The sequence below is a fragment of the Xanthomonas sp. LF02-5 genome (assembly GCF_034105325.1).
In the GTDB taxonomy this organism is placed as follows: Bacteria; Pseudomonadota; Gammaproteobacteria; order Xanthomonadales; family Xanthomonadaceae; genus Xanthomonas_A; species Xanthomonas_A sontii.
The window spans coordinates 1,305,081-1,320,444 of record NZ_JAXGGF010000001.1 but is presented as its reverse complement, the minus strand read 5'-3'; the positions used below and the strand labels follow the sequence as shown (position 1 = coordinate 1,320,444).

Here is a 15,364-nt window from a genome sequence, read left to right as displayed (position 1 = left end):
GAATCTCGGTAAGCCGGGCATTGTCGCATTGCCGGGCCGTTGGCGCCGAACCGCCTGGCGGTGCGCCGCCCAGGGAACACCACGGTCGGCTGGTCGGATGCGCGTCGGGCACGCACAGCGCGGGCCCCGCCCAGGACCATGCCGCGGCGCGTACCCGGCGCCGCCCCGCCCTGGCGGCACGACACCGATGTCGCGCCATCGCCGGCCATCCTGGATGGCGAGCCGCGTCAGTCCGCCGCGACGAAGCCGCCGGTCTGGCGCGCCCACAGCCGCGCGTACAGCCCGCCGCGGGCAACGAGTTCTGCATGGCTGCCGGTCTCGACGATGGCGCCGCGGTCCATCACCACCAGGCGGTCCATCCGCGCGATGGTGGAGAGCCGGTGGGCGATCGCGATCACCGTCTTGCCGGCCATCAGTTCGTCCAGGCTGTCCTGGATCGCCGCCTCCACTTCCGAATCCAGCGCCGAGGTGGCCTCGTCCAGGATCAGGATCGGCGCGTCCTTGAGCAGCACGCGGGCGATGGCGATGCGCTGGCGCTGGCCGCCGGACAGCTTGACCCCGCGCTCGCCGACCTGCGCGTCGTAGCCGCGCTGGCCCTCGCCGTCCTGCAACTGCTCGATGAACTCGTCGGCGCGCGCCTTGGCCACCGCCGCGCGCAGCTGCGCCTCGCTGGCGTCGGGGCGGCCGTACAGCAGGTTGTCGCGGATCGAGCGGTGCAGCAGCGAGGTGTCCTGGGTGACCAGGCCGATCTGCTGGCGCAGGCTCTCCTGGGTGACGCCGGCGATGTCCTGGCCGTCGATCAGGATGCGGCCCTGCTCCAGGTCGTACAGCCGCAGCAGCACGTTGACCAGGGTCGACTTGCCGGCGCCGGACGGCCCGACCAGGCCGATCTTCTCGCCCGCGCGCACCTGCAGGTCGAGCCCGGCGATGACCCCGCCGCGCTTGCCGTAATGGAAGTGGATGTGCTCGAAGCGGACCTCGCCGCGCTCCACGCGCAGCGGCACCGCGTCGGCGCGATCCTGCACCTGCGCCGGCTGCGCGATGGTCTCCATGCCGTCCTGCACCGCACCGATGTCCTCGAAGATGCCGTTGACCGTCCACATGATCCAGCCGGACATGTTGTGGATGCGGATCACCAGGCCGGTGGCCAGGGTGATCGCGCCCACGCTGATCTGTCCGCGGCTCCACAGCCACAGCGCCAGCCCGCAGGTCACCGCGATCAGGAAGCCGTTGATGATGGCGATGGCGCTGTCCATCGCCGTGGTCATGCGGGTCTGCCCGCGGTGCTTGACCGCCAGCTCGTCGATCGCCTCGCGCACGTAGGCCTGCTCGCGCCCGGCATGCGAGAACAGCTTGAGCGTGGCGATGTTGGTGTAGCCGTCGACGATGCGGCCCATCGCCTTGGAGCGCGCGTCCGAGGCGATCCAGGCGCGCTGCTTCATCCGCGGCACGAAGTAAACCATCAGCGCCACGTAGGCCAGCACCCACACCAGCAGCGGCGCCATCAGCCAGGGATCGGCCTGGGCGAACAAGTACAGCGCGCTGCCGGTGTAGACCACGATGTACCAGAGCGCATCGACCATCTGCACCGCCGACTCGCGCAGCGAGGTGCCGGTCTGCATGACCCGGTTGGCGATGCGCCCGGCGAAGTCGTTCTGGAAGAAGCCCAGGCTCTGCCGCACCACGTAGTTGTGCATCAGCCAGCGCGCGCGGTTGCTCAGGCCGGGCACGATGGCCTGGTTCACCAGCAGGTTGTGCAGGGCCACGAACAGCGGCCGCGCCAGCAGCACGACGAACGCCATCCACAGCAGCTCGCCGGCATGGCGCTGGAAGAAGTCCGGCCCCGGCTGCTCGGCGACCATGTCGACGATGCGGCCGAGGAAGTCGAACATCGCCACTTCCACCAGCGCCAACGCGAGACCGGCCAGCAGCGTGGCCAGCAAGAGCGGCCACAGCGGACGCAGGTAATGCAGATAGAAGCGCACCACCCCGCGCGGCGGCATCTGCGTCTCGATCTTCGGGAAGACCTCGATCAGGGACTCGAACCAGCGGAACATCGCCACGTCACGCCTAAAAAGGGGCGTCAGGGTAGCGTATTCGGCGTCACACTTCGTGACGCTGGGAATGGGGAATGGAGAATGGGGAATCGTAAAAGCGGCTGCCCGTGCGCATCGCTTTCCCTTGCGGGAGCGGCTTCAGTCGCGACGCGGTAGCGCCGGGATTGGGGGTTTGGGATTGGGGATTCGCGACAGTGGCTCCTCCATCGTTCCCCCTCGCAGGAGCGGCTTCAGCCGCGACGGGCTTCACCGAGGAAGCCCGGTCGCGGCTGAAGCCGCTCCTACCATTCCCCATTCCCCATTCCCGATTCCCAGCAGTCACTCCGCCGGCGTCAGCACCAGGTCCTGGAAATCGAAGCTGAAATCGGTCAGCGGCGAGATCGCCTGCATGCGCGCCTCGCGTACCTTGCCGTCGGGCGTGAGCGCGAAATTGATGAAGGCATCGGCATTGAGCGAGCGGTCGCGCCAGCGCACGATGAAGGTGTCGTGCTGCCAGTGCTCCAGGGTGCCGACCAGCTGCGCGGTCTTGCTGAACTGCAGTTCCAGGCGCTTGCCCTGCTGGCGTACCACCACATCGCCGTACCACGGGTCGCGGTAGGTGCCGGCGTAGCCGGACAGCGGCAGCGACGGGGTGGACTTGGCGTCGCGCGCCGCGACGTGCTTGGCCCAGTCCTCGTCGGCATTGGCGTCGACCTTGGCCACGGCCTTGGCGTAGGCGGCGGTCCAGTCGGTCGCCGGCGCGCCCAGGTAGGCGTCCAGTACCCGCAAGGTGATCGCGTTGAAGGCGGCGCCGACCTCTTGGTTGGTCAGCACGATCACGCCCAGCTTGCGCTCGGGCACCAGGGTCAACCGCGAGACCATGCCCGGCCAGCCGCCGGTGTGCCAGACCAGCTTGGCGCCGCGGTAGTCGCTCAGGCTCCAGCCCTCGCCGTAACCGGCGAAATTGGGCCTGGCCGGCAGCAGTTCCGGCACGCTCGGCTCGGAGATCGCGATCGGCGTGATCATCTGCCACATCTCCTGCTGGCGCTGCGCACTGAACAGCTGCCGCGCCTGGCCATCGGCCGCCGGAAGGCGCCCGCCGTCGAGCTGCACCTGCATCCACTTGGCCATGTCGTGCACATTGGCGTAGATGCCGCCGGCGCCGGAATTGTTGGACCAGGTCAGCGGCGCCACCGTGCGCAGCTCGCGGAAGTCGAACTTGGCGTGGCCGACCGCGGCCTCGTCGCCGGGCTGCAGGTGGTCGCTGTTGATGCGCGCGCCGGTCATGCCCACCGGTACGAAGATGCGCTGGCGCACGAACTCGGCGTAGCTCTGCCCGGACACCTGCTCGATCAGCTTCTGCGCCACCGCGTACAGGATGTTGTCGTAGGCGTAGCGGTCGCGGAAACCGCCCTTCAGCGGCACATGCGCCAGGCGCCGCACCACCTCTTCGTTGCTGTAACTGGTGGCCGGCCAGAACAGCAGGTCGCCCGCGCCCAGGCTCAGGCCGCTGCGATGGCTGAGCAGGTCGCGCACGCGCATTTCGCGGGTGACGTAGGCGTCGGACATCTGGAACCACGGCAGGTGGTCCACCACCCGGTCCTCGAGCTTGAGCTTGCCTTCGTCGGCCAGGATCGACAGCGCGGCGGAGGTGAAGGCCTTGGTATTGGAGGCGATGGCGAACAGGGTCTGCGCGTCCACCGGTTCCGGCTTGCCGAGTTCGCGCACGCCGTAGCCGCGCTCCAGCACCACCTGCCCGTCCTTGACGATGGCGATGGCGATGCCGGGCACGTCGAACTGCTTGCGCACGCGCTCCACCTGCGCGTCCAGATCCTGCAGCCCGGGCGGCAATGCGGCCGGGGCCGGTGCGGGGGCCGCGGCGGGGACAGGCGCCTGCGCCTGCACGGTGGCGCTCATCGCCAGCAACAGGCCGCAGCCCATCGAGATGCTCTTCAACTGCGTCGCTCCTGAAGAAGGGAAACCAAGGCCGCACACTGGCGCGCGCGTCCCGGCGAGTGTAGAGCCTGCCGGGCCGTTTGCGGCGGACCAAGGCGCGCCGCTGCGACGCCGCGTAGTGCCAGATGCGGTCCAGACGCGGGTGGCCGCTACTGCCAACATCCAACTCGCACGCAGCGGCCAGCGGAGTTGGCGGCCATTCCCGCCCTGCACGCACGCATGGCGCGCGCCATCGCGCAGGCGACGAACACGCGGCACAGGCACGCGCCGCGCACCACCCAGCGACGCCACCAGGCCACTGACGCACACGACCACACCCCGCAACGCCACGCTGCGGCACAATCGCTCCCCGCCTGCCGCCGGACACGCCCGCATGAACGACCTCTTCGACTCCGCCCCGGCCGCGCCGGACGGCATCCGCGTCGGCATCGGCGGCTGGACCTACGCGCCGTGGCGCGGCGGCATGTTCTATCCGCAGGGCCTGGTGCAGCGCCGCGAGCTGGAATACGCCAGCCGCCACGTCACCAGCATCGAGATCAACGGCACCTACTACGGCGCGCAGAAGCCGGAGACCTATGCGCGCTGGCGCGACGAGACGCCGCCGGGCTTCCTGTTCTCGGCCAAGGCGCCCAAGCGCATCACCGCATTGCGGCGGCTGGCCGGCGCCAGCACGCAGATCGAGGATTTCGTCGGCGGCATCGCCAGCCTCGGCGACCGCCTCGGCCCGCTGCTGTGGCAGTTCGAGCACGGCCACCGCCTGGACCTGGACGACCTGGCCGCGTTCCTGGACCTGTTGCCGCGCAAGACCGACGGGCGCCTTCTGCGCCACGTGCTGGAAGTGCGCGATCCGGCCTGCGTCGGACCGGAACTGCTGCACCTGACCCGCCGGCACGGCGTGGCCACGGTGTTCACCGATTCGCCCGAGTTCCCCTCCTTCGCCGACCTGGGCGCCGACTTCGTCTATGCGCGGCTGATGCGCAGTCGCGCCGACCTCGCCCATGGCTACCCGCCGAAGGAATTGCAGACTTGGGCCGCGCACGCGCAAGCCTGGCGCCGCGGCGAGGATCCGCAGGCGCTGCCGCACGCCGATACGGCCGTGGCCAAGACCACGCCGCGCGAGGTCTTCGTCTACTTCATCAGCGCCGCCAAGGAGCGTAATCCCGCCGCGGCGATGGCCCTGCTGAAGATGCTGGGGTCCGCCGCACAGGCGTGACGCGCTCGACCACGCGTACGCGACGCCCTGCACGGCGCAAGCGCGACCGTCGCCGCCGCGGTCGCAAGACGGCTGAACCGGACCCCGAGCGCGCGCACCCGGCGACACCTGGCGGTCGCCGCGCTGGGGTACAACACCGCCCGTCCGGCGCCGTCGCCGGGCCGCGGCCGCGGGCCGCGCCTGCACACGCGGAGTCCCTCGATGCGGATCAAGCACACGCTCGAACGTCTTCCCGGCGGCATGATGCTGGCGCCGCTGCTGCTCGGCGCGCTCTGCCACACCGTGTGGCCGCAGGCCGGCGCCTGGTTCGGCTCCTTCACCGAAGGCCTGATCGGCGGGCTGGTGCCGATCCTGGCGGTGTGGTGCTTCTGCCTGGGCGCCTCGATCCGGCTGCGCAGCGGCGGCCGCGTGTTGCGCGCCTCCGGCGTGCTGGTGCTGACCAAGATCGCGGTGGCGTGGCTGACCGCGGTGATCGCCGCGCGACTGCTGCCGCCGGGCGGCATCGTCTCCGGCATCTGGAGCGGCATGTCGGTGCTGGCACTGGTCGCGGCGATGGACATGACCAATGCCGGCCTGTTCGCCGCGCTCATGCAGCAGTACGGCCGCCGCGGCGAGGCCGGCGCGATGGCGCTGATGTCGCTGGAATCCGGGCCGCTGGTGACCATGCTGATCCTCGGCACCGCCGGCGTCGCCAACTTCGAGCCGCGGCTGCTGCTCGGCGCGGTGCTGCCGCTGCTGGCCGGTTTCGCGCTCGGCAATCTGGACCCGGCGCTGCGCGCCCTGTTCGCGCGTGCGGTGCCGGCGCTGATCCCGTTCTTCGCCTTCGCCCTGGGCAATACCCTGGACCTGCGCATGGTCGCCCATGCTGGCGTGGCCGGGGTCGCGCTGGGCCTGCTGGTGATGGTGGCGACCGGGATCCCGCTGCTGCTGGCCGATCGCTGGCTGGCCGGCGGCAACGGCAGCGCCGGCCTCGCCGCCTCCAGCACCGCCGGCGCGGCGGTGGCCACGCCCGCGCTGGTGGCGGCGGTGGCGCCGCAGTTCCGGGCCACCGCGCCGGCCGCGACCGCACTGGTGGCGACCTCGGTGGTGGTGACGGCGCTGCTGGTGCCGCCGCTCACCGCCGCCTATGCGCGCAGGATGGCGCGGAACGCGTCGCCGCCGGTGCCAGACGCCTGACCCGTGTGGCGATCCGCGACCGTGGCGGCGCGCTTTGCGCGACAATACGCGGATGCCGATGCACCCCACCACCAAAGCCCAGCTGCAAATCCATTTCTGCGTCCTGCTGTGGGGAATCACCGCGATTCTCGGCAAGCTGATCACCCTGCCCGCGCTGCCGCTGGTGTGGTGGCGGATGCTGATGGTGGTGGCCGCGCTGGCGCTGCTGCCGCGGGTGTGGCGCGGACTGGCGGCGCTGACGCCGAAACTGGCGCTGGGCTATGCCATCGTCGGCGCCCTGGTCGGCCTGCACTGGCTCACGTTCTACGGCGCGATCAAGCTGGCCAACGCCTCGGTCGCGGCGACCTGCATCGCGCTGGCGCCGGTGTTCACCGCGGTGATCGAACCCTGGGTGGCGAAAAGGCCGTTCCGCCCCAGCGAACTGGCCTTCGGCCTGGCGGTGCTGCCTGGCGTGGCCTTGGTGGTCGGCGGGGTACCGCACGGGATGCGCGCCGGTGTCGCCGTCGGCGCGGCGTCGGCGCTGCTGGTAGCGGCCTTCGGCTCGCTCAACAAGCGCCTGGTCGACCATGCCGATCCGCTGACCGTGACCGCGCTGGAACTGGGCGCCGGCACCCTGACCCTGACCGCGCTGGCGCCGTTGCTGCCGTTCGTGCTGCCGGCGTTGAGCGGGCCCTTGCTGGTGCTGCCCAGCCTGCACGACACCGCGCTGCTGCTGGCGCTGGCGCTGCTGTGCACGCTGCTGCCGTTCGCCCTGGCCCTGGTCGCATTGCGCCGGCTCAGCGCCTACGCGGTGCAACTGGTCACCAACCTGGAACCGGTCTACGCGATCGTGTTCGCGATCGTGCTGCTGGACGAGCAGCGCCAGCTCACCGGGCTGTTCTACCTCGGCGTGGCAGTGATCCTGGGCGCGGTGTTCCTGCATCCGCTGCTGACCCGCACGCGTCCGGTGCAGCACCCGGAGCTGCTGGCCACCTGCGAAGCGAAGAACGTGGTGGAGTGAGCGCGGGGGCGCTCACTTCGGGATTGGGGATTGCGGAGTCGGGATTGGCCCGGTCCTGCGCATTTGCGGCATGACCGCAGGCCCAACGCGAAAGGCGCAGCATGCTCGGGAACTAGCCCCTCTCCCCCCGGGAGAGGGGTTGGGGTGAGGGTACGGCGCGAAAGCATCTGCGTCGTCTGCGTTCGCGAGGCGACGCGCCTACCCCTGTGGGGGAATTTTTCCCGTAGAACAAGGAGGAACCTGAGGATCGTCCCGGAATGACGTGGCGTACTTACGCCGCCAGCGACACGCAGTCGCGGCCGGCACGCTTGGCCTGGTACAGGCCCTGGTCGGCACGCTTGAGCAGGTCCTCGGCGCTTTCGCGTCCCTGCAGCGTGGCCACGCCGATGCTGGCGGTGAGCGGCACGCCGAGCTGCAGCAGACTGGTGTCCTGGCGCAGGCGCTCGCAGGCGCGCATGGCCTGCGCCGCGTCCATCGCCGGCAGCAACAGCGCGAACTCGCCGCCGCCGTAGCGCGCCACGACGCTCTCGGGCGGCAGGCGCGCGCGCAGCATGTCGGCCAGCGCCAGCAGCGCCTCATCGCCCTTGTCGTGACCATGCAGGTCGTTGACGCTCTTGAAGTAGTCCAGATCCAGGATCGCCACGCTGAGCGGCGCCGAACCCGGCTGCGCTGCCTCGGCATGGATCATCAACGCGGTGGCGAAGGCGCGGCGGTTGAGCAGGCCGGTCAGCGGATCGGTGCGCGCCTGTTCCAGCAGTTCGGCGTTGAGCGATTCCAGCGATTCCTGGTACTGCAGCAGCTGTTGCTCGTACCAGGCGCGTTCGCGCAACTGCAGCGCCAGCGCATGGCTGCTGCGGCGCAGTTCGATCAGCTGCATCACCTGCCGCGACAGCGCCTGCAGCGCCGCCAGTTGTTCCGGCTGCAGGGTGCGCGGACGGTTGTCGAGCACGCACACCGTGCCGACCGGCAGGCCCTCGCGGGTCAGCAGCGGCGCGCCGGCGTAGAAGCGCACCCCGCCCTCGGTGACCAGCGGATTGTGCTGGAAGCGCGCATCGGCGGTGGCGTCGGCGACCACCATGACCTGCTCCGGGGTCAGGATGGTGTGCCCGCAGAACGACTCGTCGCGCGCATTGCTCAACAGGCAGACATTGCGCTGCGCCTTCAGCCACTGGCGCTCGTCGTCCACCAGCGAGATCAGCGCCGAGGGCGTGTCGCACAGCTTGGCGGCGATGCCGACCAGATCGTCGTAGGACGCTTCCGGTTCGGTGTCCAGGATCTGCAATGCGTGCAACGCCTGCAGGCGTGCGGCTTCGTTGTCGGGCTTGCGGGGCTTGATCACGGAATACCCGGCGGCGGCGATGGTTCGCATTGCGCAGTATGGCCAAATCCGCGACGGACGCCAGCCCTGGCGGGCGCGCCGCCTGTACGGTTGGGCCGCGCGGCGTCAGCCGAACGCCGACACTGCGACGTGGTTACCACTCCTGGCGCTGCGGCAGCAGGCCGCGCAGTTCCTGCTCGGTGAGATTGCGCCACTGGCCCGGCTTCAGCGCGCCGAGCTTGATGTTGTCGATGCGCACGCGGCGCAACTGGGTGACGCGGTAGTCGAACGCCGCGGCCATCAAGCGGATCTGCCGGTTGAGTCCCTGCTCCAGCACGATGCGGAAGCCGAACTTGGCGATCCGCGCGGTGCGGCACGGCAGGGTCATCTGGTCGTGCACGCGCACCCCGCGCGCCATGCCGCGCAGGAATTCGTCGGTGACCGGCTTGTTCACCGCCACCAGGTATTCCTTCTGATGGCGGTTCTCCGCGCGCAGGATCTCGTTGACGATGTCGCCGTTGCTGGTCATCAGGATCAGCCCCTCGGACTCCTTGTCCAGGCGCCCGATCGGGAAGATGCGCTGCTCGTGGCCGACGAAGTCGACGATGTTGCCCTTGACCGCGCTCTCGGTGGTGCAGGTCACCCCGACCGGCTTGTTCAGCGCGATGTAGACGTGGCGGCGCCCGCTCTTGGCCTTGGCCCGCGCGCGCAGCGGCTGCCCGTCGACCTTGACCTCGTCGCCCTCGCCCACCACCGAACCGACCCCACCCGGCTGGCCGTTGACGGTGACCCGGCGCGCGGCGATCAGCCGATCGGCCTCCCGGCGCGAGCAAAAACCGGTCTCGGCGATGTGCTTGTTGAGGCGGACGGACATGGGCTGGGAGCTGGGAATGGGGAATGGGGAATGGCAACAGCGGGCTGCTGCCGGCTGGGCCATGGCTAGCGTCGGGAACGACAGCAGGGAGCGGCAGCGGGGACGCCCCCCATTCCCGATTCCCTACTCCCTATTCCCGGCCTCTCAGCGCTTCGGCGGCCCCTTGCGCGGCGGCCGGTCGGCGGCGAAGCGGCCGGCCGGGCGCGGTCCGGCGGCGTTGGGCTTGCCGCCGGGCTTGCCGGTACGGGCGAACTTCGGCTTGAACGGCGCGCCGCCGGCATCGTCGCCCTCGAGCTTGCGCATCTGCAGTTGCTGGCCGGACACCCAGACCTTCTTCAGGTGCGTCAGCAATTCGCGCGGCATGTCCGCCGGCAGGTCCAGCACCGAATGGTCGTCGTGGATGTCGATGCGGCCGATGTACTTGCTCTCCAGCCCGGCTTCGTTGGCGATCGCGCCGACGATGTTGGCCGGCTTGACCCCATGCTGGTGGCCGACCTCGATGCGGTAGGTCTCCATGCCCACTTCCGGCGCGCCGCGCGGCGCTTTCGGCGCCTTGTCGCGGCGCGGCGCCTCGAAGCTGCCGACGTCGCGGTGGTAGTCGAAATCCTCGCCACGCGCGGCCGGGGCCGGACGCGCCGGGCGCTCGCCGTCGTCGCGACGCGGCGCACGCGGCTCGCGCTCGAACTTCGGCTCGAACCGGGGACGGTCCGGGCGCTCGCCCCGCTCGGGCCGCTCGCGGCGCTCGAAACGCTCGCCCTGCGGCGGACGCGGACGGTCCGGGGCCAGCAGCAGCGGCGTCTCGCCCTGCAGCAGGCGCGCCAGCGCCGCGGCCACTTCCACCATCGGCACGTTCTTCTCGGCCTCGAACTTCTGCAGCAGGTCGCGGTACATGTCGATGCCGCCGGCGGCGATGGTCTCGCTGATCTTCTCCATGAAGCGGCTCACGCGCTGGTCGTTGACCGCGTCGACGCTGGGCAGCTGCATTTCCTCGATCGGCTGGCGGGTGGCGCGCTCGATCGCGCGCAGCATGCCGCGCTCGCGCGGGCTGACGAACAGGATCGCTTCGCCGCTGCGCCCGGCCCGGCCGGTGCGGCCGATACGGTGCACGTAGCTTTCGGTGTCGTAGGGGATGTCGTAGTTCAGCACGTGGCTGATCCGCTCCACGTCCAGGCCGCGCGCGGCCACGTCGGTGGCGACCAGAACGTCGAGCTTGCCGTCCTTGAGCTGCTGGATCACCCGCTCGCGCTGCGCCTGCTGGATGTCGCCGTTGATCGCCGCCGCGGCCAGGCCGCGCGCCTGCAGCTTCTGCGCCAGCTCGTCGGTGCCGGCCTTGGTACGGGCGAAGATGATCATCGCGTCGAACGGTTCGACCTCCAGGATCCGGGTCAGCGCGTCGAGCTTGTGCAGCCCGCTCACCGCCCAGTAGCGCTGGCGGATGTTGGCCGAGGTGGTGGTCTTGGAGGCGATGATCACCTCGGCCGGGTCGTTCAGATAGGTCTGCGCGATGCGCTTGATCGCCGGCGGCATGGTCGCCGAGAACAGCGCCACCTGGCGCGATTCCGGCAGCTTCTTCAGCACCGCCTCGACGTCGTCGATGAAGCCCATGCGCAGCATCTCATCGGCCTCGTCGAGCACCAGCGTCTTCAGCTCGGACAGGTCCAGGGTGCCGCGGTCCAGGTGATCGATCACCCGCCCCGGGGTGCCCACCACCACGTGCACGCCGCGCTTGAGCGCCGACAGCTGCTGCACGTAGGGCTGGCCGCCGTACACCGGCAGCACCTGGAAGCCGGGGATCGCCGCGGCGTAGCGGTGGAACGCCTCGGCCACCTGGATCGCCAGTTCGCGCGTGGGCGCCAGCACCAGCGCCTGCGGCTTGCGCTGGGCGAAATCCAGCCGCGACAGGATCGGCAGCGCGAACGCGGCGGTCTTGCCGGTGCCGGTCTGCGCCTGGCCGAGCAGGTCGCGGCCGGTCAGCAGCGCCGGGATGGTGGCGGCCTGGATCGGCGACGGCGACTCGTAGCCGACGTCGGCGACCGCCTTCATCACAGCAGGGGAGAGGCCGAGATCTGCGAACAGCAGCGGCGCGGGGGTATCTTGGGACATGGGAGACTCCGGGGGCGCCGCAGAGAACCGGCAGGCGCAAAGAAGCCCCTATTGTGCGCCCTGCCGGGCCGCATGTCGAAAGCAGGTGAACGACACCGTTCAGGCGTGACCCTCTGCGCACTGCCGGACGCCGGCCACCGCGGCCGCCTCCAGCAGGCACGGCGCCGCGGGCTGCGGCAGCGGCGACAGCCCCCAGCCGCCGACATGGCGGGCGTTTTGCCCGCGAATGACCGACAATGGGCGCCGATTTCCGAGCAAGCCCCTAATGCAGACCATCGATCTCCAGCTAGAAAGCGACTACGTGGAACTCAAGCACCTGTTGAAACTGACCGGCCTGTGCGACAGCGGCGGCGCGGCCAAGGCCGTGATCAGCGAAGGCCAGGTGCGCGTGGATGGCGAGGTCGAACTGCGCAAGGCCTGCAAGGTGCGCGCGGGCCAGGTGGTACAGCTGGGCGACGTGCAGGTGCAGGTGCTCGGCAAGGCATGACCGCCATCGGCGCCCCTGGCCTGCCACTCGCCGGCCGGTGGCGCCGGACAGCGCGGATCGCCGCACGATGCTGATCACGCTGGGCATCCGCAACATCGCGCCATCTGCGGAAGATCCGCACCACGACGTGTACATCGCGCAGCTCGACCCCGACGCAGCGCAGCCGTTCCGCCTGGGCCAGTCCATCCGCGGCGGCCACGCGGAGCGCGGCGGCTCCATCTCCCTGGCGCTGGACGAACTGGAGGGCTGGACCGGCGACTGGCGCCAGCACCTGCGCCACGCCGGCTGCGCCTGGGCCATCGCCCCGATCGAAGCGGCGCAGCGCAGCGGCGACCTGCAGAGCGCCCTCGACGCGCTGGTCGCCGGTGCGGAACAGCGGCACGCCGACGCCAGCTAGCCGCCGCTGATATCGGGATTCGGGATTCGGGATTCGGGATTCGGAATTGAAAGCAAGCCGCGCCGAGCACCGATAGACACGCACGCATGCATCGGCACGACCGCCGCCTCAGCGCGCCATGGCCGCCACGCGCTGGGTCAGGTGCGCCGCGATGGCACGCTTGAACGGCGCGACCCGGTCGGCCACGCGCAGCGCGGCGCTGCGCAGCGCGCGCGCCGGCAGGCGGTCGTCGGTGTACAGCGCGGCAATCGCGTTGGTCGCTTCGTACAGCGGCCGCGTGGCCAGGCGGTGCCCGCGCTGGTAACCGGCCAGCAAGGCCGGCGCGGCGATGTCGCCGCCGCGCGCGACCGCGTCGTGCAGCGCACGCGCCAGCCGCGCCTGGCTCTGCAGGCCGAAGTTGAACCCATGCGCGGTCACCGGATGCATGCCCACCGCGGCGTCGCCGATCAAGGCATAGCGCTCGGCGACGAAGCGCTGCGCATAGACGGCCACCAACGGATACGCCTGCGGCCGCACCAGTGGCGTCATCGCGCCCAGGCGATGCTCGAAGCAGCTACTGATCTCCGCCCCCAACGCCGCCTCGTCCATCTGCAGCAGCGCCTGCGCGCGTTCCGGCGGCAGGGTCAGCACTGCCGAGGCCTCGTTGCCGTGCAGCGGCAGCAGCGCCATGGTGCGGCCGTAACCGAACCACTCCCAGGCGGTCTGATGGTGCGGGCGCTCGTGGCGCACCCGACACACCAGCATGGTTCGGCCGAAATCGCGCAACTGCGCGCCGATCCCGCTCATGCGCCGCGTGCTGGAAAAACGGCTGTCGGCCGCCACCACCAGCCGCGCCGCCACGCTGCGCCCGTCGGAGAGCTGCAACTGCGCCTGGCGCGCGTCGCGGCGCAATGCCTGCACCGAGACACCATCGAGCAAGGTCAGACCGGGCTGGTCCTGCACCGCGGCGAACGCGGCGCGGCGGATCAGATGATTGGGCACCAGCCAGCCGAGATCGCCACGGCCGCCCTCGCCCGCCGCGAAGGTCAGTGCGAACGGCGAGGAACCGTTCATCACCCGCGCATCGCGCAGCGGCGCGATCGCCTGCGGGTCGATCCGCGGCCACAGGTCCAACTGATCCAGCAATGCTCGCGAGGCATGGGTCAGGGCGATCTCGCGGCCGTCGAAGGCGGCCTCCGCCAGCGCCGCGCGCGGCTGCGGCTCGATCAGCGCCAGCGACAGGCCGCTGCCGGCCAGCGAGCGGGCGAAGCACAGGCCGGCAGGGCCGGCCCCGACGATGGCGATATCCACTTGCATGCGGCGACTCCGTGATCGGACCCGGCCAGGATACGACCGCCGCGCACCGCGTCCTTGATCTGGATCAGCGCTGCGACGATCGGTCGCAGCCCGCGGGGCTCAGAACAGCGCCCACACCAGCTGCAGGATCGCCCACAGCGACACCACCCACACCAGGCTGCGCACGTACGGCACGCCCGCCGCGTACAGCGGCACGTACGCCACACGCGCCCACAGGTAAATCTGCGCCGACAGCGCGGTGTGCGCATCGCCCTTGCCCAGCGCCGCCACCGCCACCGCCGCGGCGGCGAAGAAGGGGAAGGTTTCCAGGAAGTTGCGCAGCGCGCGGTCCAGGCGCCCGGCCACGCCGGCCGGCGGCGGTTGCGGCGCATCGCGCGCGCCGGCGTTCCACTTCAGCCCGCGCTGCGCGGTGACGAAGGCGGAGGCGAGCAGCAGTTGCGCGATCCCCAGCAGGATCGCCCAGGCCAGCATGCGGATTTCGATGGGCATCGGAGCCTCGGAGGAAAGGAAGACGGCGCGCAGCATGCCGCTCAATCGGGCATGGCCACGTGATAACCGACCAGGCGCCAGGTCTTGTCCTCGTCCAGCCGCAACGACACCAGCTCGCGCACCGGCTGCGGCGCATTGGCGAAGCGGCTGGGGAAGCTGATGTTGACGTAGGTGCCCGGCGGCACCTGCGAGCCGGCGGCGTACTGCACCCGCGCCACGCTGGCGACGCCGCGGCCGAGCAGCGCGCCCAGCCGCGCACGTGCGGCGTCGATCTCGCGCACGAACACCGCACGCGTCACCGCCTTCTTCGCCACAACAGAGGCGCCTTCCCACAGCTCGCCGGTGCGTCCGGCATCGACCAGTTGCGCGGCGCGCAGGCCGGCCTGCGCCATCTGCGCATCCTGCTTGGCCAGCGGCCCGGGTGCGGGTGCGGCAGCGGCGGCATGGCGCGGCGCCGGTTTCGGTGCCGCCGCAGGCGCGGCAGCAGGTGCGGCAGGTGCCGCTGGCGGGGCAGTCGTCGGCGCGGGCGCGGACGATGCCGGGGGCGCGGTCTGCGCGGAAGCTGCGCCAGCGACGAGGGCCAGCAGGACGAGCGTGAGGCGGAACGGGACGGAGATGGACAAGGACATCGCTCGGCAGCGGCGGTGGCAAGGGCCGCAGTCTACGCGGCCTGCGCGGGCCAGCGCAGCGGCCCTATGGCGTCTCCTCGCTCGCCACTACCGTATTCTCGCTCGCCACTCCCGCGGCCGCGGCTGGGGCGGCATAGCGCTGCCTGTGCCAGGCACGCCAGCTCGCCCACAGCGCCCACGCGGTCGCCGCCAGCAGGGCGAGCAGACTCAGCAGCGAGGCGGTCCGCGCCAGCCACGGCGCATGCAGGCCGTTGGCGAGGTGCAGCAGCACTTCGGCGATCGCGAAGCCGCCCAACGCCAGCAACGCCGGGGGCAGGTACAGCCGCAGCATCAAGCGGGTTCCGGCGGCCATGCGCGCGCTCCGGGATGGGATGCGGCGACGCTAGCCCC

14 protein-coding genes are annotated in these 15,364 nt (G+C 70.8%); 5 read left to right on the top strand and 9 right to left on the bottom strand.

The window, feature by feature from the left end:
- Positions 1–227: 227 nt before the first annotated feature.
- Together SLW52_RS05730 and SLW52_RS05725 are read right to left on the bottom strand one after the other, a co-directional pair.
- On the bottom strand, positions 228–2,057 hold the full coding sequence (locus SLW52_RS05730) for an ABC transporter ATP-binding protein (protein ID WP_267084747.1): 1,830 nt from the start codon (positions 2,055–2,057) through the stop codon (positions 228–230).
- 318 nt (positions 2,058–2,375) lie between these two features.
- Complete coding sequence (locus SLW52_RS05725) at positions 2,376–3,992, bottom strand: serine hydrolase (RefSeq protein ID WP_320739167.1); 1,617 nt, start codon at positions 3,990–3,992, stop codon at positions 2,376–2,378.
- A 373-nt stretch (positions 3,993–4,365) separates the two neighbouring features.
- Between SLW52_RS05725 and SLW52_RS05720 the strand changes: the two genes are divergently transcribed.
- From SLW52_RS05720 to SLW52_RS05710, 3 genes are all read left to right on the top strand, one after another.
- A complete protein-coding gene (locus tag SLW52_RS05720) occupies positions 4,366–5,205 on the top strand; it encodes a DUF72 domain-containing protein (RefSeq protein WP_267118070.1) in 840 nt (279 codons plus the stop codon).
- Between the two features lie 201 nt (positions 5,206–5,406).
- Positions 5,407–6,381, top strand: a complete 975-nt coding sequence (locus SLW52_RS05715; protein ID WP_267084750.1) for a 2-keto-3-deoxygluconate permease — start codon at positions 5,407–5,409, stop codon at positions 6,379–6,381.
- A gap of 52 nt (positions 6,382–6,433) precedes the next feature.
- Positions 6,434–7,381 (top strand): DMT family transporter, encoded by a 948-nt coding sequence (locus SLW52_RS05710; RefSeq protein WP_267117848.1) that lies wholly within the window; start codon positions 6,434–6,436, stop codon positions 7,379–7,381.
- Positions 7,382–7,652: 271 nt separating this feature from the next.
- Here SLW52_RS05710 and SLW52_RS05705 read toward each other — a convergent pair whose 3' ends face one another.
- The 3 genes from SLW52_RS05705 to SLW52_RS05695 form a co-directional block, all read right to left on the bottom strand.
- Positions 7,653–8,750, bottom strand: coding sequence for a sensor domain-containing diguanylate cyclase (locus SLW52_RS05705; protein WP_295968266.1), 1,098 nt, complete (start codon positions 8,748–8,750; stop codon positions 7,653–7,655).
- Positions 8,751–8,853: 103 nt separating this feature from the next.
- Complete coding sequence (locus SLW52_RS05700; RefSeq protein WP_010343505.1) at positions 8,854–9,573, bottom strand: pseudouridine synthase; 720 nt, start codon at positions 9,571–9,573, stop codon at positions 8,854–8,856.
- Between the two features lie 144 nt (positions 9,574–9,717).
- Positions 9,718–11,676, bottom strand: a complete 1,959-nt coding sequence (locus SLW52_RS05695) for a DEAD/DEAH box helicase (protein WP_153751941.1) — start codon at positions 11,674–11,676, stop codon at positions 9,718–9,720.
- A 265-nt stretch (positions 11,677–11,941) separates the two neighbouring features.
- Between SLW52_RS05695 and SLW52_RS05690 the strand changes: the two genes are divergently transcribed.
- Positions 11,942–12,163, top strand: coding sequence for an RNA-binding S4 domain-containing protein (locus SLW52_RS05690; protein ID WP_017909138.1), 222 nt, complete (start codon positions 11,942–11,944; stop codon positions 12,161–12,163).
- Between the two features lie 67 nt (positions 12,164–12,230).
- A complete protein-coding gene (locus SLW52_RS05685) occupies positions 12,231–12,560 on the top strand; it encodes a hypothetical protein (protein ID WP_043095855.1) in 330 nt (109 codons plus the stop codon).
- A 108-nt stretch (positions 12,561–12,668) separates the two neighbouring features.
- Here SLW52_RS05685 and ubiM read toward each other — a convergent pair whose 3' ends face one another.
- From ubiM to SLW52_RS05665, 4 genes are all read right to left on the bottom strand, one after another.
- Positions 12,669–13,856: a 5-demethoxyubiquinol-8 5-hydroxylase UbiM gene (gene ubiM, locus SLW52_RS05680; protein ID WP_148829040.1), complete on the bottom strand. Its 1,188-nt coding sequence runs from the start codon at positions 13,854–13,856 to the stop codon at positions 12,669–12,671.
- A 99-nt stretch (positions 13,857–13,955) separates the two neighbouring features.
- Positions 13,956–14,345, bottom strand: a complete 390-nt coding sequence (locus SLW52_RS05675; RefSeq protein WP_026143987.1) for an MAPEG family protein — start codon at positions 14,343–14,345, stop codon at positions 13,956–13,958.
- A 41-nt stretch (positions 14,346–14,386) separates the two neighbouring features.
- Positions 14,387–14,974 carry a DUF4019 domain-containing protein gene (locus SLW52_RS05670; protein WP_320694186.1) on the bottom strand — a complete coding sequence of 196 codons (588 nt, stop codon included), beginning with the start codon at positions 14,972–14,974 and terminating at the stop codon, positions 14,387–14,389.
- 64 nt (positions 14,975–15,038) lie between these two features.
- A complete protein-coding gene (locus SLW52_RS05665) occupies positions 15,039–15,326 on the bottom strand; it encodes a hypothetical protein (RefSeq protein WP_267118262.1) in 288 nt (95 codons plus the stop codon).
- Positions 15,327–15,364: the final 38 nt, after the last annotated feature.